The organism is [Actinomadura] parvosata subsp. kistnae (assembly GCF_900323885.1).
Classification (GTDB): Bacteria; Actinomycetota; Actinomycetes; order Streptosporangiales; family Streptosporangiaceae; genus Nonomuraea; species Nonomuraea composti.
The window spans coordinates 374751-395857 of the sequence record NZ_OOHJ01000006.1; the positions used below are offsets into that span (position 1 = coordinate 374751).

Annotated in this window: 18 protein-coding genes and 2 pseudogenes; 14 read left to right on the forward strand and 6 right to left on the reverse strand. The window is 69.7% G+C overall.

Features of this window, described 5'->3' with window-relative positions; all coding sequences use genetic code 11:
* Positions 1-395 precede the first annotated feature (395 nt).
* From KIS93_RS05435 to KIS93_RS05465, 7 genes are all read left to right on the forward strand, one after another.
* Positions 396-587 carry a hypothetical protein gene (locus KIS93_RS05435; protein WP_186403855.1) on the forward strand — a complete coding sequence of 64 codons (192 nt, stop codon included), beginning with the start codon at positions 396-398 and terminating at the stop codon, positions 585-587.
* A 90-nt stretch (positions 588-677) separates the two neighbouring features.
* Entirely contained in the window at positions 678-1163 is a 486-nt protein-coding gene (locus KIS93_RS05440; RefSeq protein ID WP_186403856.1) for a single-stranded DNA-binding protein, read from the forward strand.
* 81 nt (positions 1164-1244) lie between these two features.
* Positions 1245-1535, forward strand: a complete 291-nt coding sequence (locus KIS93_RS05445; RefSeq protein ID WP_186403857.1) for a hypothetical protein — start codon at positions 1245-1247, stop codon at positions 1533-1535.
* 489 nt (positions 1536-2024) lie between these two features.
* Positions 2025-3656, forward strand: a complete 1632-nt coding sequence (locus KIS93_RS64615) for an IS1634 family transposase (RefSeq protein ID WP_420895844.1) — start codon at positions 2025-2027, stop codon at positions 3654-3656.
* A 213-nt stretch (positions 3657-3869) separates the two neighbouring features.
* Complete coding sequence (gene mobF, locus KIS93_RS67290; protein WP_186403858.1) at positions 3870-9080, forward strand: MobF family relaxase; 5211 nt, start codon at positions 3870-3872, stop codon at positions 9078-9080.
* Positions 9081-9507: 427 nt separating this feature from the next.
* Positions 9508-10059, forward strand: coding sequence for an RNA polymerase sigma factor (locus tag KIS93_RS05460; protein ID WP_186403859.1), 552 nt, complete (start codon positions 9508-9510; stop codon positions 10057-10059).
* Positions 10052-11194, forward strand: coding sequence for a CU044_5270 family protein (locus KIS93_RS05465; RefSeq protein ID WP_186403860.1), 1143 nt, complete (start codon positions 10052-10054; stop codon positions 11192-11194). The genes KIS93_RS05460 and KIS93_RS05465 overlap by 8 nt, the downstream gene beginning before the upstream one ends.
* Positions 11195-11974: 780 nt before the next feature.
* Here the strand turns inward: KIS93_RS05465 and KIS93_RS64625 are convergent.
* Positions 11975-12367, reverse strand: a complete 393-nt coding sequence (locus tag KIS93_RS64625) for an MmyB family transcriptional regulator (protein ID WP_246005199.1) — start codon at positions 12365-12367, stop codon at positions 11975-11977.
* 905 nt (positions 12368-13272) lie between these two features.
* On the opposite strand from KIS93_RS64625, the gene KIS93_RS64630 reads away from it, so the two are divergent.
* From KIS93_RS64630 to KIS93_RS05485, 4 genes are all read left to right on the forward strand, one after another.
* Positions 13273-13422 (forward strand): hypothetical protein, encoded by a 150-nt coding sequence (locus KIS93_RS64630; RefSeq protein ID WP_246005200.1) that lies wholly within the window; start codon positions 13273-13275, stop codon positions 13420-13422.
* Positions 13419-13769, forward strand: coding sequence for a sigma-70 family RNA polymerase sigma factor (locus KIS93_RS05475; protein WP_246005201.1), 351 nt, complete (start codon positions 13419-13421; stop codon positions 13767-13769). The genes KIS93_RS64630 and KIS93_RS05475 overlap by 4 nt, the downstream gene beginning before the upstream one ends.
* Positions 13769-15073, forward strand: a complete 1305-nt coding sequence (locus KIS93_RS05480; RefSeq protein ID WP_186403861.1) for a TolB family protein — start codon at positions 13769-13771, stop codon at positions 15071-15073. Before KIS93_RS05475 ends, KIS93_RS05480 begins: the two co-directional genes overlap by 1 nt.
* 525 nt (positions 15074-15598) lie before the next feature.
* A complete protein-coding gene (locus KIS93_RS05485; RefSeq protein WP_186403862.1) occupies positions 15599-15832 on the forward strand; it encodes a heavy-metal-associated domain-containing protein in 234 nt (77 codons plus the stop codon).
* 289 nt (positions 15833-16121) lie between these two features.
* Here KIS93_RS05485 and KIS93_RS64635 read toward each other — a convergent pair whose 3' ends face one another.
* Together KIS93_RS64635 and KIS93_RS64640 are read right to left on the reverse strand one after the other, a co-directional pair.
* Entirely contained in the window at positions 16122-16496 is a 375-nt protein-coding gene (locus KIS93_RS64635; protein WP_246005202.1) for a zinc-binding dehydrogenase, read from the reverse strand.
* Positions 16497-16505: 9 nt separating this feature from the next.
* Positions 16506-16772 (reverse strand): MDR/zinc-dependent alcohol dehydrogenase-like family protein, encoded by a 267-nt coding sequence (locus KIS93_RS64640; RefSeq protein ID WP_246005203.1) that lies wholly within the window; start codon positions 16770-16772, stop codon positions 16506-16508.
* An 836-nt stretch (positions 16773-17608) separates the two neighbouring features.
* Between KIS93_RS64640 and KIS93_RS05495 the strand changes: the two genes are divergently transcribed.
* Complete coding sequence (locus tag KIS93_RS05495) at positions 17609-17794, forward strand: hypothetical protein (RefSeq protein ID WP_186403863.1); 186 nt, start codon at positions 17609-17611, stop codon at positions 17792-17794.
* Between the two features lie 83 nt (positions 17795-17877).
* Positions 17878-18281, forward strand: a pseudogene (locus tag KIS93_RS64645) (transposase family protein); the annotation flags it as partial.
* A 329-nt stretch (positions 18282-18610) separates the two neighbouring features.
* Here the strand turns inward: KIS93_RS64645 and KIS93_RS05505 are convergent.
* The 3 genes from KIS93_RS05505 to KIS93_RS64655 are packed head-to-tail and all read right to left on the reverse strand — an operon-like array spanning position 18611 to position 19697.
* Positions 18611-19264, reverse strand: coding sequence for a permease-like cell division protein FtsX (locus tag KIS93_RS05505; RefSeq protein WP_186403865.1), 654 nt, complete (start codon positions 19262-19264; stop codon positions 18611-18613).
* Between the two features lie 5 nt (positions 19265-19269).
* The gene (locus tag KIS93_RS64650; RefSeq protein ID WP_246005227.1) at positions 19270-19398 is read right to left on the reverse strand and encodes a sigma factor-like helix-turn-helix DNA-binding protein; all 129 of its coding nucleotides are present in this window, start codon (positions 19396-19398) and stop codon (positions 19270-19272) included.
* Entirely contained in the window at positions 19398-19697 is a 300-nt protein-coding gene (locus KIS93_RS64655; RefSeq protein WP_246005204.1) for an RNA polymerase sigma factor, read from the reverse strand. The genes KIS93_RS64650 and KIS93_RS64655 overlap by 1 nt, the downstream gene beginning before the upstream one ends.
* Positions 19698-20383: 686 nt before the next feature.
* On the opposite strand from KIS93_RS64655, the pseudogene KIS93_RS68815 reads away from it, so the two are divergent.
* Positions 20384-21106, forward strand: a pseudogene (locus tag KIS93_RS68815) (aminotransferase-like domain-containing protein); the annotation flags it as partial.
* Between the last annotated feature and the right edge of the window lies 1 nt (position 21107).

The following is a 21107-nucleotide window of genomic DNA, read 5'->3' on the forward strand; positions in this document are numbered from 1 at the left end:
AGCGCACCCCACAAGCACCCCCGGCCTGAACCCGCACAGGGTGCTCCCTGCACGTGAGGGCACAGCCGTAGTGGGCCGTGGGGGAGTGGCCCACGACGCGCGCCTGCCGGGTCCCCTCCCGCTCCCGGGGGTCCGGGTGGGTGGCCACCCCGCGTTCCGGCACAGTCACCCTCGCAGGCGTCCGGTCGTCCCGCAACCAAGCGGCTCAACCCGCGCGAGCAAGATCTTTTCCGCGCGGGACCCCGCCCGCTCCACCTCCTCGCCGACCCCGCGCGGAAAACATCTTCCTCCCGCGGGCCGCTCGGTTGCCCTCCTCCCTCCCGCCTGCGTGGCCTCCCGCACCGGAACACGAAGCGGCCACCCACCCGGGGGCCGCGGACGGAAGGGAAACCTCGATGAAGCGCCTCAGCCTCGGCATCCGCCCGTACGCCACCGACGTCACCGCCTGCTCCCGCTGCGGCAACTCCGTCCTGCTGCGCAACAGCTGGCCTCTGCTCGGCGGCGGCCGCATCTGCCCCGACTGCGTGGCCGAAGCCGTCGAGGCGCACCAGCTCGCCACGGCCACCGACCACGAGCTCCCGTCCTGACCCCTCCCCGTGGGGCGGGCAACCGCCCGCCCCACACCGGTTCATCGAGGCCCGCCCCATCCGAACCGCGTCCAGCGAAGGAGACCCACCATGGCCAACGACATCGTCATCACCATCACCGGCAACCTCACCGACGACCCCGAACTGCGCTTCACCCCGACCGGAGAGGCCGTCGCACGCTTCCGCGTCGCCTCCTCCCCGCGCTTCCTCGACCGCCACAGCGGCGAATGGAAGGACGGCCGCCCGCTCTACCTGACCTGCAGCGCCTGGCGCCAGCAGGCCGAGCACGTGGCCGAGTCGCTGCAGCGCGGCATGCGGGTGATCGTGGAAGGCCGGCTCAAGCAGCGCACCTACGAAACCACCGAAGGCGATAAGCGCACCGTCTACGAGCTCGAGGTCATCGAGGCGGGACCGTCCCTGCGCAACGCCACCGCCAAGGTCACCCCGATCAGGAACGGACGCACCCCCGCACCCGCCCAGGACCCCTGGGCCGGCGCCTTCCCCGAACGACCCGACACCGAACCCGCCCTGGCCGCCACCACCAGCGACGGCACCGACCCCGAGCCACACCTCTGACCCGCACCCGGTGGGCGGAACCCCGCCGTTCCGCCCACCCCTTCAGCACCCCTCCGACAACTCGACAGAGAGACCAACCCCATGCACCCGGACGCGCTGACCCACCGCGCACGGCGGCACGGCTGGAGCGTCGAAACCGCCCCCGGCCCCGTCCTCACCCTGCGCCGCCACTGCTGGCTCCTTGAGATAGCCTTCGCCGGCGACGCCCCCCAAAGCGCCCGCATCACCAGCCCGGACGACCACGCGAGCCGACCCGTCAACCTGCGCTCGATCAACGCCCTGCTCCGCGCCGACCCTGCGGAGATCGCCCGGCATGCCGCAGAGGCGGTCGTGGGGCAGCGCCCACACCGCACACACCACCACGCCCCGTAACATCGCCCCGCCACGACACAAGAGGCGACCTGCCCCACCTCTCCGGGCACACCAGATGAACAACCGGACCGGTCCCCGCCACACGGCCCCTCACCGCCGCACCGGCTACCGGTCTCCCTATATCCGCGCGCAGGGCGCTCGCTACGCTCGCGTCCCGCAGGGATCGGCCTGGCGGCCGCCCCTGCGCGCGGGGCGCTCGTCTCGCCGGCCAGAAGACTCCGCTGGCGCTCCGCTTCTGGCCGGCGATCCTCGCGCCACCCACCCGGACCCTCCTGCCATGGGTAGTGCAAGCCCGCTCAGACGAAGATCATGCAACCCGTCGCTGTGTCCAACGGTCGGCATTGCCCGCCGATGCATGCTGATGGATATGAGGAGATTCCCCGCGAACCTCACTGATGGCCCCTGGTCTGCGCCCCCAGCTAGCCCCGTTTTCCGCATGTTGCGGTAAGTGAAGATCGCCGGGTTTGCCGTGGTGATCGTTGTCGCGGTATGACCTGGCTGGTGAGACAGCGTGCGCAGTGGGGTCAGGCCAGTGTCGAGAAGATGCTCGGGGCATTACCGGTGGTGGCCGGGTTTTGCTCGCGGTTGCGGGTCCGGGAGTTGGTGGATGCGGCCTGTCCGGTGCGCGATGTCGCCGAGTTGACTCATGGGCAGGTGATCGAGGTGCTGGTGGCCAACCGGCTGACCTCGCCCGCCCCTTTGGTGCATGTGCGGGACTGGGCGCGCGCCTGGGCGGTGGGTGAGGCGTTCGGGGTGGATCCGGAGTTGCTCAACGATGACCGGATCGGCCGCGCGCTGGATGCCATCGCCCCGCATCTGGAGCAGCTGGCCGGGTCGGTCGGGCTGGCCGCGATCGAGGCGTTCGGCCTGGACGTGGCGCGCCTGCACTGGGACATGACCTCGATCTCGCTGCATGGCGACTACGAGCAGGCCGAGCCCGCTTTCGCGACACCGCGCTTCGGTCACCCCAAGGACCGGCGGCCGGACCTGAAGCAGATCCAGGCCGGGATCGCGGTGGCCGCCGATGGTGCGATCCCGGTCTTGCACCGCGCCTACGACGGCGCGGCCGGTGAGGTCGGGCAGGTCATCGGCGCCATGCAGGGCCTGCAGAAGCTGGCCGGCCCGCAACGCATGCTCATGATCGGCGATTCCAAGCTGATCTCGTATGCCAATCTGGCGGCGATGAGCGCCGCCGGGGTCGCCTTCATCGCGCCGGCCTCCAAGCAGTACGTCGGCGCCGCGGCGCTGGCCGGCCAGAAGATCGACGACGCGGCCCGGGTGGACTACGTCGCCGCCCGGGACGAGCGCAAGAGCGCCGACCGGCGTGGTGCCTGGCATGTGCGCGAGGACGACACCATGACGCTGGCCGGGCCGCGCAAGAAGGACCCGATCCTGACCCTGCGGCGCATCTTCGTGCACTCCTCCGCCCGCGCCCAGGCCGCCGCCTGCGCCCGGGCCAAGAAACTCGATCGCGCCCGCGACGATCTGGCCCGGCTGGAACGCGGCCTGGGCACCCGCCACTACCCCACCGAGCAGGCCGTCGCCGACCGCCTCGCCGCGATCGGCCGCGACCGCCGGGTCAGCACCTACCTGACCGCCCGGACCGGCACCGACCCGGCCACCGGCAAACCCACCCTGACCTGGCAGTTCGACCAGAACGCGATCGACGCCGAAGCCGCCGCCGACGGCTGGTACGCCCTGCTCACGAACCTGCCCCCCGGGGCCGCCGACGCCGGACAGGTGCTACGCCACTACAAAGGCCAAGAAGCCGTCGAACGCCGCTACCAGGCCTTCAAGGGGCCGCTGGCCGTCACCAGCCTGTACCTGAAGAACAACCGCCGCATCCACGCCCTGATCACCGTCATCTGCCTGGCCCTGCTCATCTTCTGCCTGATCGAGCGCCAGGCCCGCCAAGCCCTCGCCGACCGCGGCGAAACCAAGGTCAACGGCCTGTACGCCGGACGGCCCGCCGTCCCCACCGGCAGACTCATCCTGGACGCGCTGGCCGGCATCCGGCTGATCCCGGGCACCGGCCAGTCACCCCCGACCATCCCGCAACCCACCGACCTCCAACTCGACCTCCTGGACCTCCTCGACATCGATCCACGAGACCTCCGCTGAAGATCACTCACCTGCGGAAAACGGGGCTAGCCACCCTCAATCACACCACCGCATCTCCCTCAGCTTGTCGATCTTGAAGCATCTTGCCTCCGCGCTTCACACCTAGGCATCTTTTGCCCCTTTTGCTACATTCGTCACAGCAGCAACTTTCGCGCGTCGCCCTGACCCCGGCTCTGAGGCCCAGCCTCACGATCTCGGAGGTGATCGCTTGCGATGTTGAGCATCGGCCTGGGCTACGACCCCGGCTACTTGACGCGCCAGGTCGGCAAGGGCGCCGAGAACTACTACCTGTCATCGGTAGGCGAGGCGGAGCGCGGTGAGCCGCCCGGGTTCTGGAGCGGCCGAGCGTGCGCCGAATTAGGGTTCGTCCCCGGCCAGCCGGTCGACGCCGACGCCTTCGAGCGGCTGTATCGCAGCTTCGCCGACCCCCGCCATCCCGCCTTCGGCGACCCCGCCGTGCCCGAGGCGGACAAGCCGACGCTGGGCAGCAGACCCGCCCGCTTCACCGAGCAGAGCGGCCGCAAGCCCGTCTACTTCCTGGACCTGACCTTCAGCCCGCCCAAATCCGTCACTCTCCTGCACGCCGGCCTGCTGGCCAAGGCCGCCGAGCAGCAGCACGACCACCCTGAGGAAGCGTTCGCGTGGCGGGCCCAGGCCGAGCTGGTGTGGGAGGCGGTGATGGCCGGCAATGCCGCGATGCTGGAGTACTACCAGGACGTGTGCGGGGTCAGCCGGGCCGGCAAGCACGGCCCGAAGGTCGCCGGCCGCTCCACGGGCCGGTGGGTGGACGCCCCGCGCTGGGTGGTCGCCTCTTTCCGGCAGCACACCTCCCGCAACGGTGATCCGCAACTGCATGTGCACAACCCGGTGCTCAACCGCGTTCCGTGCGACATCGACGGCAAATGGCGTGCGCTGGACAGCCGCGCCATCCACGCCGTCCGCCCGGCCGCCGCCGCGCTGGCCGAACGCGTGATGTGGGAGACATTGACCCGCTCGCTCCCGGTTCGCACCCGCGCCCGGGACGATGGCCATGGGCTGGAGGTGGAGGGCATCGCCGATGAGCTGATCGGCCTGTTCTCCTCGCGCCGGGTGGAGGTGTCCGGCCTGCTGGAGCAGTTGTGCGCCCAGTACGTGGCCCGCCATGGCCGCCGGCCTTCCGCGCGTGCCCTGTTCTCCATGGCGCAGTACGCCACCCGCGCCACCAAGGCCCGCAAGAGCAAGGCGCAGGCTCCCACGCACGCGTCCGAGCTGGATCAGTGGATGCGGCAGTCCCGCCAGGCCGAATCCGGCACCCTGGCCGAGGTTCCCGAGCGGGTCCTGCGGTCCGACGCCGATCCGGAGACGATCGCCGACCTGGAGCGAGCCGCGGCCCTGGCCCGGCACGTCCTGAACGACTCAGCCGGTGGGGGAGAGGCCTCGGGAGCGGAATCGGCCCTCGACGCGCAGATCGACGACGTGCTGCAGGCGGCGGTCGCCGACGTTCAGCAGGCCAGGGCGGTCTTTTCCCGGTATGAGGTGATGCGGGCGATCAACCGGCACCTGCCCGGCCGGCTCGGTGGGCTCACCCAGGGCGCGGTGCGGCAGTTGCTGGAGACGCTGACCGAACGAGCGATCGGGCCGGGCAATCCGTTCGGGGTGCGGCTGCTGAACCTGCCCGAACTCATCGATGTGCCCGAGGTGCTGCGCCGATCCGATGGCAGCAGCGCCTACGTCGCTCCTTGCGCCGACCGGTTCACCACCGACGACCAGCTCGCCGTGGAGAACCGGCTGCTGGCCGCTGCCCAGGCGCACACCGCCCCCGCTCTCCCGCACCGGCGGGTGCAGGAATGGCTGGCCCCGCGCCGCGCCGAGGCGGGTGGGCCGGGACTGCGTGAGGATCAGGCGGCGGCGATCCTCGGCATCGCCACCTCCGGCCGGGCCGTGGACGTGTTCGAAGGGCCCGCCGGCTCCGGCAAGTCCTACACCTTGGGCCGGCTGACCGGGCTGTGGCGCGCCGTCCAAGGGGTCGGCTCGATCGGGCTGACGCTGTCCACCAACGCCTCCTACGTGCTGGCCGAGGAGGGCTTCGACCGGGCCTACAACATCCGGCGCTTCCTGGCCCTGCACCAGGCGGGCAGGCTCCGCCTTGAGCCCGGCACGCTGATCGTCGTCGACGAGGCGTCCATGGTGCCGACCGCGGACCTGGCCGCCATCCAGCAGGTCGCCGACCGCTCGTTCTGCAAGGTGGTGTGGGCCGGCGACACCGCGCAGCTGTCGGCGCCGGAGGCCGGCGGGCTGATGCGGGTGCTGGCCGCCGATGCCGGCTCGCACGCGCTCACCACGGTGGAACGGATGGAGGCCGCCTGGGAACGGGAAGCATCGTTGCGGCTGCGCGCCGGCCACGCCTCCGTGCTGGACGCCTACGACGAGCACGGCCGCATCCTGTCGGGCGACCGCGAGCAGATCACCGCCCGCCTGGTGGCCGACTACCTGGACGACCGCGCCGCCGGCCGGCGCACCGTGATGCTCACCATGGCCAACGCCGACGCCCGCGACCTGTCGGTGCGGGTGCGGGCCGAGCTGGTGCGCCGCGGCGAGGTCGACGCCGACGGCGTGCGGCTGCGCGACGGCACCACCGCCGGCGCCGGCGACCTGGTGATGGCCCGCGCCAACACCCGCCGCGTCAACGTCGCCGGCACCTGGCGCACCCTGTCCAACCGGGACGTCCTGCGCGTGCACCGGGTGCTGGAGGACGGCGCCCTGATCGCCCACCTCACCAGTTCGGCGCATCCCGGCGGCGACCCCGCCCGCCGCGTCTACCTGCCGGCCCGCTACGCCGCCCGGCACCTCGAACTCGGCTACGCCAGCACCGCCCACGCCGCCCAGGGCCGCACCGTGGATGTCGCCCGCGCCCTGATCGACGGCCGCGTCACCCACCAGATGCTGTACGTGATGCTGACCCGCGGCCGCTCGGCCAACCTCGCCTACGTCGACACCAGCGTGCTCACCGCCGCCGACCTGCGCGAAGGCGCCCAGCAGGCACCCCAGCTGGCCGGCCCCGACCCCGCCCCCGGCGCGCCCACCCTCAACGCCCGCACCGTGCTCGCCCACGTCCTCGAACGCGACGACGCCGGCCCCGCCGCCGTCGAAGCCCTACGCCAGGAGAGCGAACGCGTCACCCACATGGCCCACCTGATGGCCATCTGGCGCGACCTCATCACCCTGGCCACCCGGCCCCGCCACCGCCAGGCCCTGGCCGCCGCCCTCACCCCCGACGAGTTCGACCGGCTCCACCAGGACCCGGCCCGCCGCACCCTCTACCGCCTGCTCCAACGCATCGAGCTGGCCGGAGGCGACACCCGGCACCTCATCACCCGGGCCGCGCGCCGGCGTCCCTTCGACGACGCCCGCTCCATCGCCCAGGTCCTGCACCACCGCCTCACCCGCCTGCTCACCACCATCCCCACCACCACCGGTGGCGGCGCGCCCTCCTGGCAATGGCGCGACCGCATCCCGCACATCGACGACCCCGACCTGGCCAGAACCGCCCTCGAGGTGGCCGAGCGGATGGACCAGCGCACCGAGCAGCTCGGCCAGCGCGCCGCCCACAACCCGCCCGAGTGGGCGCTGCGCCAGCTCGGCCAGGTCCCCGACGAGCCGCTGCTGCGCCACGAATGGATCGTCCGCGCCGGCGTGATCGCCGCCTACGGCGAGGCATACGGCACCTTCCTGCTCACCGACCGCCGCCCGGGCCCCCTCGACCCGGACCGCGACGCCGCCTGGCACGCCGCCCACCACGCCCTGCACCACCCCCGCTTGCCGAACCGCGCGGCCGAACGCCCGAGCCTCCCACCCGGCCGCCTCGACCGCCCGCCATCCGACCGGCACGACGGTACCGAGTTGGCACCCGCCGGCGACTCCGTGGCCGCGATGCGCCAAGCCGGCGCGCTGCTCGCCCTGTCCCACACCCCCTACCAGGTCGGGCTGCTCGACCACGCCGACCTGACCGCCCGCGCCGGCACGCTCGCCGCCCAAGCCCGGCAGGCCGCCGTTGACCTGACCGCCGCCGAACAGCGCGCCCGCACCTACACCAGCGCCGGTGGCGGCCCCGCCGAACGGGAACTGCTCGCCCGACGCGACCAGCTCACCACCCACCTGCAGCACATCGACGCCGCCACCACCGCACAAGAACGGCTCCAGCAGGCCCAACAGCAGCGGGAACACGCCCGGAGCGACACCCTCGAGGCGGTGCACCAGCAGGTTCGGGCAGCAGCCGAGCAGGCCCGCCGGGCTCTCGCCCAAGCCCCGCCGCGCACCGTGTGGCCCTTGATCCGCCACCAGCACCGTCAGCTGACCCGCCACTGGGACAGCATGCTGCACGACGTCCGGCACACCGACATCCAAGCCGCCCAGCACGAGGTCGCCACCGCCCACACCACCCAGCAGCAGATTCGCGGCGAACTGGACGCCATCCAGCGCGAGATCGCCCGCCGCGCCGCCCTGCCACCGGCCCGCCACCGCATCGAACAGGCAGCCCGCGACCACCACCACACCCGGCAACGACTCCAGCACCTCCTCACCACCCTGACCAACACACCCGACCAGGTCGGCCTGCTGGACGACCGGCAGCTCACCGCCCGCATCGCCGAACTCCGCCACCGGGCCGAGGAACTCCACGCCGCCGAACGCACCGCCGCGCACGACCTGGCCCACTGGAGCCAGCACGGCGGCGGCCCCTGCGAGCAGAACCTCCACCACCACCGCCAGGAGCTCCAGACCCAGCTCAACCGCATCAACGCCGCCCACCAGGCCGCCCAGCACCGCGACCGCGAGGCCGCCCACATCGCCGACCTCACCGAGCAGAACGCGACCGTCCTGGACCGCATCCAGCAGATCCGCCACGAGCTGCGCACCGGTAAACCCCTGCTCCCCAAGGCACGCGCCCGCCGCGCAGCACTGGAAAGCGAACTCGGCCGGCTCTTCGACACCAACGCCCAACTCCTGGGACAGCTCCAGCAGCGGCAACACCGTCACGCCGCCGCAGACCAGACGGCCCGCACCGCCGCCGACCAAGCACCGCCCGCACCCCTGTGGCCGCAAATACGCCACCGAGCCGCCGCACTGGACCGCACCTGGCCCCAGACGCTCGAACAAGCTCGCGCCACCGACCAGGAAACCGGCCGCCGCCACCTCGACAAGCTACGCCGCGACATGCAACGGCTCGATCTCACCCTGCACGCCGCCCTCGACGAGTCCGAGCGCCGCAGCACCCTGGCCCGAACGGAACGTCAGGCAGAACAGGCCGTCCGCCGCGAGCACCAGCAGCGCCTCCACGAAACCCAGCAAACCCGCCAAGCCAGCCGAGCCGCGACCCCATCCCGAACCTCGTACCGCCCCGACCGAACACGAGATGTCAACCACCGCGAGCACGAGCCCGGCCGCTGACAACAAGCCGCGCCCACCCCTACTCCACCGCCGAGTACGGCAGGAAGATGTACTCGACGGTGGCACCGAGGGAAGCCACCCAATCCGAGGACAGGCGTGGCGGGCGCCGCCGACACCAACAGCACCATGGATGGCTCGCACCATCGGCAAGACCTGCACGTTCCGCCGGACGCCCGCTGCGCCGTGCCGGCTCCGGTAGCCGCAAGAGGGCCGCCACCATCAAAGACGTGTCCAGGCGAGGTTCAACTCACCCTCGGCCACTCTGCCTGCCGGCGACGGGTGCCCGATATCGGGCGACCTGTTCTACGGGCTACCCCTGAGGCCTCTACTGGAGGCCACGGATACCGAGCCTCGTGAAAGCCGCAGACGCCTGCGGGCAACAAGAGGTGATCAGTATTAGTACCCCAATCCCAGCGGAGTCGCCTGCATGGCCACACCATCCGATCACCCGGACGCGCCGGACGGCCAGGTCGACTGGGAAGACATCTTCGCCACACACTTCGCAGGGATCCACCGCTACATCGCCGGACGGCTGTCGAAAGACATCGCCGACGATCTGGCCGCCGAGGTCTTCCTGGCCGCATACCGGCAAGGCTACGACCCATTACGAGGCGCGGTACGCCCGTGGTTATACGGAATCGCCACGCACCTCGTCGCGCGGCACTACCGCAGCGAAACACGCAAATGGAAGGCACTCAGCCGGTCCGTCGAACGACTGGAACACGACCACGAGGACACGACCCTGGCCCGGGTGGCGGCCAACGCACTGGCCGGCAGGTTGGCGGAGGCCTTGGCGAAGCTGTCCCGCAGGGATCGTGATGTGGTCCTGCTCCACGCGTTGAGCAACCTCACTCACGCCGAGGTTTCCGCCGCTCTGAACATTCCGGTCGGCACGGTTGCCTCCCGCCTCAGCCGCGCTCGCAAGCAACTGCGCGGGACGCTCGGTGACACCAACCCCCTGGAAGGCGATCATGGATGAGTTCGACCTGCTGGCCAGATGTTTCCCCACCACACCACCCTCACCGGAAGTGGCCGAAAGAGCCCATGCACGACTGACGGCGGTCATGAGCGAGCCCTCAGGACGCCTCAGACGCCGTCAAGCCCTGTGGCCATGGACCGTCGCAGCCACCGCCGGCATCATCACCGCCGTGATCGCCCTGATCGCAAGCCTGACGCCAGCTCCCAGACCGGCAGCCAGACAGGCCACCGGCACAGTACCCCCGCCGTCCCTCACCCCAGCCGACGCCAACAAAACCTTGTTGCGGATCGCCGACAGCGTCGCCCAGCGCGCCAACCAACCGAACCGGACTGGGGCTTACTGGCGTCTGCAACAACTGTCTGACACGCTGATGCGAGTCAAGGCCGGCAAGAGAACGTTCAACATCCTGGCCGGCTACCGCTACAACCTTTGGCTGCCGATCGACCAGCGAAATTCCGCCCAAGTTCTGCGCTACGAATACGTCAGACCCGCCACCCCCGCCGACGAGCAGATCTGGAGGGCCGCCGGCTCTCCCCTGATGGTGCACCGGATCGGGTGCCTCATCAAGAACTGTCCCCTCATGCGCGTAACGAACGCACCCTGGGATTGCGTGTACGAGCGTCCACCCAAGCGCCCCTTCAGCAACCTCACGTTCGAGGATCTCGCAGCCCTGCCAGCCGACCTTGATGAGTTGCGCAAAGCTATGCGCGAGTTCTGGCAGGCAGATAACGGGCAAAGCTTCGGCTTCTTCGTCTCCCGCTTGTTGAACGCGCCCATCAGCCCGGCCGTACGGGCTACCGCCCTTCGTCTGCTAGCCGAACTGCCGACGACCGAAGTCGGTGAACAGATCATCGACCCGCTGGGACGGCCAGGTCTTACCGTCAGCTTCAACAAAAGTGAGGAATTTTCCAACCGTTTCGGCACGGACGACGCGGTGCGCCAGCGGTACATCACCATTCTCGATCCCAGAACCGGCATCCTCTTGACAGATTTCGCCTCAATCGCCACAGAGAGCGCCGATGGACTCGCCAGGGACACATACGTGCAGTACAACGCCTTAGAGGAAATGGGCTGGACCAACAACAAGTCAGAGCCGCAAGACTGCAGGCAGAAAACCCAGCCGCGCCCCTCCTGACCAAAACCTGCAAAACCCCACTGGCAAGGGCGCTGAGAAACTTGGCCAAGGGATACAGATGCCCGAAGCGATCTCATGGATGAGCCGGCCGTTGACGCGGTGCGGCATCCGCCGGTACATGGCGTTCAGCCGAGGTGGCAAGCGACACCTCAAGGTCGCCCAGGAAGGGCCCGGACTCGGAACGAAAGGGGGCAGGACCCGTGCTGTCTGTGGCGGTCGGCCGGAGGGATGGGGCGTTCGTCCCGAAGCAGACAGGCCGCGTAGGCGTGGCTTACCGGAGGGATGCCAGGTCAGAAGCACCCACCGACGCCCCGTAGCTGCTGTGGTGCGACATCCCACGCTGAGGGCTGTTCCTGAGGCCTGGGAGACCCGTCGGAGCGAAGGTCGGGAAGAGGAGGCCATTGGCGTCCGGTACGGTGGGCCACCTCACTGAGCCGCTCAGCCGGGTTCGGTGTAGTCGTGGAGATGCTCGCGAAGTTCCCGCCCTTGGGGATCGAGGCGCCCGCGAGCGCTGCAACGTCCGATCGTGCAGGCGATATACCCGGCCACCTCCGGCGTCCGCAACCGCCGCGCTGTGGCCCGCCAATCGGGAACGGCCGGTGGAACTGGAAGAAATCCGGTTTCGATCAGCGATGCGGGCGCTCACCTGCAGATCATGTGCGCAATGAGCTGATCGTGATCCATCCGGTGGCGCTGAGGTGGGACCGGGACAGGCCGCTCTGGGCCCTGCCCCGGGCAGAGGACGGCGGCTGTGCCGCCCCGATCCATCCCCGTTGTCCGCTACTGGACACCGTTTCGCAGGTGCCGCGCGGTCTGCTCGTCTGCCGGGAAGTACGCCTCCACCGCGATCTCCTCTAGCATGACGTCGAACGCCGCGCCGAACGTCGTGATCGTGCTGAAGAAGCACAGCTCCCGCCCCCGGTGCTCGATCCTGATCGGCAGGGCGATGTCGGTGGGCGCGTCCGCGACGGGGCCGGCCTCCTCGCCGTACTGGCATACCCCCTCCAGCAGCGCGCTCAGCTCCGGATCGCCGGTACGCGCCACCTGCCGGGCCAGCCGCGGCACCAGGAAGCCGCGCACCTGCGCCAGGTTCCGCAGCCGCGGCGCGAACCCGCCCGGATGCAACCCGAGCCGCATCATGTTCACCGGCGGCTCCAGCAGCGCCCCATCCACCGTCCGGAAAGACCTCGGCCGCCGCGTTCGCCAGCAGCAGATTCCAGCGGCTGTCCACGGCCGGCGCGGGGAACGGTTCGTGGCCCCGCAGCACTTGCTCGATCGTCCGGTCCGTCTCGACGAAGCTGACGTGCCGGGCGGACACGTCCGCCTGTATGGCCAGGTCGAGCTGGCTGAGCTTGCGCCGGTGCCGCCACTCGCGCAGCAGCTCACCGACCGGACGGTCCTGTCGCATGGGCTCGGTTGTAGCCGATCGCGGGCGACCGGCGCCATTACATGTCATGTAATCGAGGGCATGGGACGGCATCTGCGACGGTTCCGTTCATGAACGACAACAAGGACATCGTGCTGCACAGCTTCAAGGAGTCGTATGGTCGTCCGGGCGGGGCGGGTCGTCGTTCACAGTCGGGTGCACGACATAGTTCCCATCGCCAGGGAAGGCGTGCCGGATCAGAGGCACAGCGAGCAGGTCGACGTCACGGCCGAGGGCGCTGAGCGGGTAGGCACCGGCATAGGTAGGCGTATGTCGGCAGCGTGGTGTCGTGGTGGTTGTTGGTCAGGCTCAGGTGCGATAGCCATCGGCGCCTTCGACATCAGCGGTGACCGGCAACCGGATGACGTCTGGAGAGGCGGCTGCTGCGCCGCCCGGCGTCCTCTACCGGCTCCATCGGTTCCTCTCGGCGCTGAGCGCCCTTCACCAACTCCGAGTCGGTGGTGCCCCGGCCGTTCCCGTCCCTCGTCTGGGCGGCGCCCGTCCCGGACCGGCAAGCTCATCGCGGTTGCCCCCTCATGCACCCATGCCCTTTCCGCGCAACGGTCCAGTCCCCCTGGGAATATTCGGCGGGCGGTGCAACGTCGTCGTGCCTTCGGCCGTCTGGGACGGTGACGACCGAAGGGACAACCCCGTGGATGACGAGCCCGGCTTCGACGACTTCGTGGCAGAGCAGACGGACGCGCTGCTCCGCTACGGATACGTCCTGACCGGAAATCCTCATGACGCCGCCGACCTGGTGCAGGAGCGCTGGTGCGGTTGTGCGGTGCCTGGCCGAGGGTGAAACGCAAGGACAGCCCGCACGGCTACGCCCGGATCACGATGGCGCGGCTGCACATCAGCATCTGGCGGCGGCGCCGCCGCGAGCAGCTCACGGGGGAGCCGCCGGAGGGCGTGCACCACGAGATCTTCCCTCCTGATGAGGAGCAGGGCCTGTGGGAGGCGCTGGCCGTGCTGCCCCGCAGGCAGCGTGCCGTGCTGGTGCTGCGCTACTACGAGCAGCTCAGCGACGCCGAGATCGCCAAGGGGCTCGGCATCTCCGCCGGAACCGTGCGCAGCCAGGCCTTCCGGGACCTGGACAAGCTGCGTTCCGCCCTCTCCTCCGCACCGGCGACCCACGGGAGCATGTGATGACCGATCTGGAAGACAAGCTGAGCCGCGTCCTCGCCGAAGCGGCGCATCGCGCGCCGGAGAGGCCGGCCGGGCTGGCCGCGATGGTCAGGACGCGCCACCGCCGGCGGCGGGCGCGAACCGCGGCCCTGTGCGCGGCCGCCGCCGTGATCGTGGTGGTCGGAGGGGCCGGGGTGGCGGTGAACGTCCTGGGCGCGCCGGCCACGCCGAACCCCGCGGCGGGTGTGAACGGGGAGCCTGCGGTGGACCGGATTCCGCCACGGATCGAGAAGGTGTGGCCGCAGGCCGTGCACAAGATCCCGGCCAGGCTGCCCGACGGGCGCGCGTACTTCCCGCAGCTCCTGCTCGACGAGCGCACGCTGCTGGTCATGACGGGCGTGCAGGACGGCAAGCGGCAGTTCCTGTGGAGCTATGACCTGGACACCGGTCGGCCCCGGCAGATCGCCGAGATCCCGCCAACGAAGGGATCGGCGATCTTCGCCGACGGCGTCGCCGCCGGTGGCGGCAACATCGTCTGGTGGGCGTCCTACAAGGAGCCGGGCGGGCCGCGGGTCGCCCGCATCTGGATGGTGCCCGCCGCCGGCGGCCGACCCCGCCAGGTGACCGACGTCCCCCTCACCAACGTCATGAAGCAGGGGCACATCAACGGGCTGGCGGTGACCGGCTCGGACGTGGTCTTCAACTACGAGAAGGGCGGGGTGTACCGGGTGCCGCTGAGCGGGGGCACGCCACAGCCGGTCAAGGGTGCCGAGCGGCACCACGTCCTGCAGTGGCCGTGGGTGGGCGTCCATCGCGGGAAGGCGGTCTTCCGTGAGCTGATCAACGTCGAGACCGGCGAGCGGCGCGACGCCATGGTCAAGGCCGATGAGGAGGTCAGGTGCGGCGTCGAGCGGTGCTCGGGCGTGGCGGTGCGCTACAAGACCGTCAAGGTCGAACGCCCCCGCGACCGCTCCGGCAAGCAGATCAAGTGCGGCGCCCGCCGGCGCCCGGACACGGTGCAGATCCAGACCATCCTGCGCAGGTTCGTCCGCGACCGCGACGGCTCCCACGAGCGTCAGCTACCGAACGGTTTCCAGATGGGCGACGACGCCGGCCTGGAGCGCTTCTTCAAGGTCACCCTGAAAGGGCCGGGAAACCAGCCCGTCCTGACCCTGTACGACGCCGACACCGGCACCTCCGCCGACCTCGGCATCCGGCCGGACGCGAAGGGCACCATGGCGATCCCGGACGGCGGCCTCGACCGGCTGATCACCTACCCGATCAAGAACGAGATGTACGTTCTGGACCTGGCCGCTATCAGGTAGGAACGCGGAGACCGCCCACGTCAGCAGGAGTGCCGGTCTGATACCGCCATGCGCATCACCTTGGAAACGTTCACCAACGGCATCCGCGAGCAGCTTCTCACCATCGGAGAGATCCCCCCGGGGTGCTGCGGACGCCTGCCGAGGGCTCCGGTCCCCGCCCGCTGCCTGATCGGGCATGGCGGCCGGTCGCACAGAAGGGATAGGAGGTCGTCTCCCGGGCCTTCCCGTACGTCACCTCCTGCGGCTTCGCGGTCGCCGCCATCGACGCGCCGAGCTGGACTCCGTCGGCGACAGCCGGCCCGTCGGGTACTACGGCCTGTCGCAGGGCGGTGAGATGCGTCCATCGATCGCCCCTCACCGCGCCGGCTCTCACGCTGACCAGCGACATCTGGCTCGATACCGGCAGACGGCTCCGGTTTCCGCCATGTCCCGTTTCGGAAGCCGCTCAACCCCTACGCCTGCCCATCTTGCAGCATGATCTTCTCAGGCGCGGAGTAGCACACTGCCGAGAAACAGGAGGACCCCTTGATCACCGTTGCCTACAGTCTCGTCTCCTATCGCGTCACCGGCCTGTCCACCGAGACGCGCGAACACTGCCGGGCCGCCATCAAGCTGGAACTCATCCAGGTGCCAGGAGTGGTGGGCGTGGAGGTCGATACTGAGCAAGGCCGCGTCAGCATCCTGACCGACGGCCCCGTCGAGGAGGAACTGGTCCGAGCGGCCGTGGAAGCGGTCGGCTGCACCATCGCGTGCTCCTGAACACCAGGCGCCGGGGTCCACCTCCACCGATACGGCGGACCCGCACACATCTCGGAGTCGTGAACGGGACGAAGACCGCCTCCGACCAGCGATCCTCGCCCGCTAGGCGTCCGATCCGCCAGCCGGACGAGCATCTTGCCAGTATTGCCGCCCTTCAGCATGCTGAGGAAGGCATGCAGGGCGCGTTCGAGCCCGTCCACGACCGTCTGCTCGTAGTGCAGCGAGCCGTCGGCAATCCACGCCGCCGCCCGTTCGATCCACTCCGGGAACAGGTCGAGATAGAAGTTGATCAGCATGCCGCGCAGGGCGGCGTTCCTGCCAGATAGATCGAAGAGGATGTCCGGGTCGGGCACCGGCTCGGTGGCGTTGTAGGAGGAGATGCACCGACCATGCCGATCCGGCCACGGTCGCGCAGGGCGGCGATGGCGGCGCGCAGGTGATCGCCGCCGACGTTGTCGACGTAGACATCGATGCCGTCCGGGGCCGCCTCGGCCAGCTGCTCGGCGATCGGCCTGACCTTGTAGTCGAAGCCGAAGTCGGTGACCAGCTTCTTGACCTTGTCCGGCCCCCCGGCGGAGCCGATGCCTTTGGCGGCGCCCAGCTGGCGGGCGATCTGCCCGGCAATGATGCCGACCGCGCCGGCCGCGGCCGACACCCACACCACGTCACCAGGCTAGACCCGCGCCACTTTGGTGACCGTCGCATACGCGGTCAGCCATGTCGTCCCCGACGGCCCCAGATACGCCTCCGCCGGAGCCAGCGTGGTGTCCACCACCACGGCCTGCGCCGCATCGAGCACGCAGTACTCGCGCCAACCCAGGAAATGCGTCACCACGCTGCCCACCGGGACCGCCTCGGCACGTGAGGCCACCACCTCGCCGACCGCGCTGCCCAGCAGCGGCTCGCCGATCAGGTACGCCCTCAGCCGGTTCGGGCACACGCGTCCAGGCGAGGGTGAAGGTGTCGAGGCTGGGCTCGCCCGCCGGGCACGCGGCCGGCCGGATCCCGCGGCTGATCAGTTCGCTGCTCATGGCCATCAGGTGCCGTCCACCGCTTTGGATCTGCTGGGGGTCGGCTGTGCCGGCTTTGTCCGCCTGCGGCGTCCTCGACGGAGCCGTGCGCGACAGCGCTCTGTCCTCTGCGGCCGCAGGCGCGTCGGGCTGGAGGCAGGACGCGTGAGCGACAGCCGCACGACGCTACGCACCTTCGCGCTGCCTCTCGGTCCCCACGGGGCGCGCATGCCTTCACCGAACTTACTTTGTAAAGGCGTCCGATTTGCACACTGATTCATCTCAATGACGTCAAGGAACGGGCTTCGCCCGTACCTCCTTCATCAACCGCGGAACCTGGCCCTGGCGCCCTCGGCTCCATGGCTCACTCTCAGCAAAGTCGGCCGGGGCGGGCGGGGAACTCGTCGAGATACATCACCAGACTGACTGGGCAGGCTGCTCGGTTCCGGGGCGCTGCGGCTCGTCGCCGCCGCGCGCCGGCGCCGCAAGACCGCGGCCGGTGACGTCACTGTGGCGCCCGGCTCACCCGCAGACGGCTACGACGCCACATGGTCACATCTTCACTGGCAGCGGCGTGCCCGCCGCACATGGGCCATCGGATATTCGATCACGGAATGGGGGCTGGCCGAGCGCCTTTCCGGGGGCTCATGGGCGCCGAGCTGCTCCATCCCGGCCGATGCGCTGGCGCATGACTGGTCAAACGACAGATTCATCTTCTTACACGGCTGTTTACTGTGTGAGGAAGTCATCTGCGGAGAAGGGACGTATGCGAGCAACCAAGCGCAAACTCAACGTGCTGAATGTCGCTGGGCTCATTGTCGCGGGGGCGGGCTTTCTGGCTGTCTTGGTGGCCAAGGCCGGCACGATCGTGGAGTTCATCGGGCGCTTGTACGACGTCTATGAGTGTTCCTCCTACGGCTGGCAGGGGCCGGATCTCGCGCCGTGCCGCTAGGTGGCCTCACACGGGACTGTCTAGACAACTACTCTGGCCCGTTATCGGTTGGTGACGCTGGGTGATACCTGTCAGGCTGGGCCGTGCTGAAGATCGACGATCTTACGGGTGTCGTGTTCGCGGGCCTGCCTCCCCTGGTCATCGAGGGTGTGGAGGGCGAGGACGATTTCATTCGGGTCACCACCCGTACTCGGGATAAGCCGGTGCCGTGCCCGGTGTGCGGGACGCTGGCCGGCCGGGTGCACGGCTACTACAGCCGGACGGTGGCCGATGTCCCGTCGACGGTCGGCGGGTGGTGATCTCGGTGCAGGGACGGCCTCTGCTCTGCCCGGCGTGGGAGTGTGCTCGGCAGACGTTTCGTGAGCAAGTGCGCGGGCTCCTCGAGCGTTACCAGCGTCGAAGACGCAGGCTCACCGGCCAGCTGGGCGCGGTGGTCACCGAGTTGGCTGGCCGGGCGGGCGCTCGACTCTCGGCGGTCCTGGCCGTCGCGGTCATCGGTGCCTGAGAAGCCCGGCTTGCCGTAGGACACAGGGTCGCCATCGCCACCTCAACCTGCCGCCACGCACGATCGACCGCGAAGGCGACCCGCTTCACGACGCTGTCCCAGCGCACCGAGTGGCCCGCTTCCCACGGCCCTGGACGACGGACAGTCATCCACGTTTGAAGATCATGTCGATGGGGTTCTGCCCCCAGGGACGTGGGGAGAGGCCGGCCACCCCAGCTCTTTGCGGCCTCTTCCAGGATGGGGCGGTGCCGATCCACGGCACCCGTCCTGACCAGAAAACTCCGGTCTCGGCAGTCCTGAGCTGAGGCGGGTCACTGTCCCTTGCCCATGAAGGAGCACTGCTCATCGCTTCCCAGGAGCCTCTTGACGAGCCCCCAGGGCCAGCCGTTGTCCACGAGGCAAGCCTGATCGAAGCTGATGGACACGCCGGGCAGCTCACTCGCGGCCCGGGCCACCGCAGAAGCATCCGCACCCGCCCTGATCCGGGCGCGGAAGGACTCGGGCATGTCAGTCGGAGTTGTCGCCTTCAGGAGCTCAGGGTCGTCCTCGTACTGGCGACGGAAGCTCTCCCATGCCTGCTGCCGGTCCTCGAACCTGACACTCTCCACCTCAGGCCGGCCCTCCAGGGCCCGCTGGAGATTCAGCCGCTCCGGCTTGGTGATCTCGCCACCCGCGCAGCTCGCCCAGGAGTCGCCATCCTTGCACAAGAAGACGGAGACCTCGGGCCCTGCAGCAGATGCCGCGCCACTCAGTGCCATGGCGATGACGCTCTCCTGCGGTTCCAGCGAGGGCACGGCGAGCCTGACGACTGCGAGGGCCATCACGGCGACCGCCAGGGTGACGGCGGCGACCCTGACCAAACCTCCGTTGGGGCCGCGCCGGGGCCGCGGGGCGGGGAACGGACGATCATCGTCCCGGACGATCTCCGCGCGAGCCGCCATGGCATCGCGGAGCCGCTCTTCCATGCTGTTCATGCGTGCTCTCCCAGCTCGCGAAGGAGCCTGGCCAGGGCTCGGGCGATCATGGATCGGACGGTGCTCTGCCGGACGCGCATGGCTTCGGCGATCTCGGCGTCGGACAGGTCGAGGTAGTGGCGCATCACCAGGGCCTCGCGCTGGCGCCGGGCAGGCAGGCCAGCGCGCGCAGCACCTCCCGTCGCGACTCCCCGATCAGCGCGACGGTCTCCGCCGAGTCGGCCAGGCCCGCGACCGGCTCGACCCGGCGCAGCGCGACCGCCCGGCGGCGAAGGACCGACCGGGATCCGTTGAGCACGCACGTCCTGACGTACGCGATCGTCGTGACGCCCGGACGCCACATGCCATGAAGCCGGGCGAACACGTCCTGCACCACGTCTTCGGCCGTCTCTTGGTCGCCGACGAGCAGCACAGGGAACCGCACAAGACTGAGCCGATGCCGGCGATAGAAGGTGATCAGGTCGGCGCCAGGGGATGCGGCCGGCGGGGCCAATCCCTTCAGCGCCGGCTCCGCCAACCGCAGAGTTTCACTGTCCATGGTCTATGAACGCGCACCCCTATCGATCCGCTGCTCCTCCACGTCAAGACGATCCGCAATGGGCTTCGCCGCCCCTCGCCAGAGTCGTCTCGGCCTCGTGAGCTGTGCGAAGCAGGGTCCACCACACTGCGGGCACTTCCAGCGCGCAGCCTCCATGAACCTGCAGGCGATCAGGCATCTTCGGCGGCTGGACCTGGCTCCGGACGATCTGACTCGCCCAACTGCCAAGGGGGACAGGTGAGCGGGCAGCGGTTCCAGGTGCCGCCGGCCGCGGTCACGCGGCGGGTGGCGGTGCACGCACGGCATCACAGCCTCGAAAGCTTCGAACCCTTTTTCAGCGCTCCCGTCAGTGCCTCTCCGCCCTGTCTGTCTCGCTGCGTGCAGGGGCGCCCCACCCACCGAGCCAGCGGACGACACCCCAGGGCCGATCCGTGTCCGGCTCGGCGGCTTCGGCTTCCTGCACGCTGGGGCGAGCCTGCCCGAGCAGGTAATTCGTGAGCCCCACCGCGGCTGCGAGATGCTTCATACGTCGACCGTAGGGAGCGTCTGGCTCAGGGATATAGTCCAGATCCATGGAAGATGAATGGTCCAGATGGGGGTTGGATCTCCATCTTCACCTCCGGCGAGGCGACAGCCAGGGGCTGCGGGCCGGGCTCGAAGGTGCGCTGCGCGATGCCGTGCGAAGCGGCCGGCTTCCGTCGGGAACACGGTTGCCCTCGTCCCGGTCGCTGGCTCGTGATCTCGGGGTCGCCCGCGGCACCGTCACCCAGGCCCTGGACCAGCTTGTCGCCGAGGGGTACCTGGAGTCGAAGCCCAGGTCGGGCATTCGTGTGGCTCCACGGCCGGCAGCCTCGGTCGCAGAGGCCCCGAAGCCGGAACACCTCACCCTGCCGCCCGTACGGGGGTTCGACCTGAGGTCGGGATTCCCCGACCTGGCCGCCTTCCCGCGCCAGGAGTGGCTCGCCGCCACCCGGCATGTGATGCAGCACGCGCCCAACAGCGCGCTGGGCTACCGGGACCGGGCAGGCGCCATGGAACTGCGCGAGGCCTTGGCCGAATACCTCGCAAGGGTCCGCGGTGTCGCCACCACACCCGGCCACATCGTCGTCTGCGCCGGCTTCGCTCATGCGCTCCGGTTGGTGTGCCAGATTCTCCATCACCACAGCACTTCGCCGGGCTCGATCGCCTTCGAAGATCCCGCCGAGCCCGACTATCCCGCCATGGTCGAACAGACGGGACTACAGGCGCGCCGCATCCCCGTCGACCGGGACGGGCTGATCGTCGATGAGCTCACCA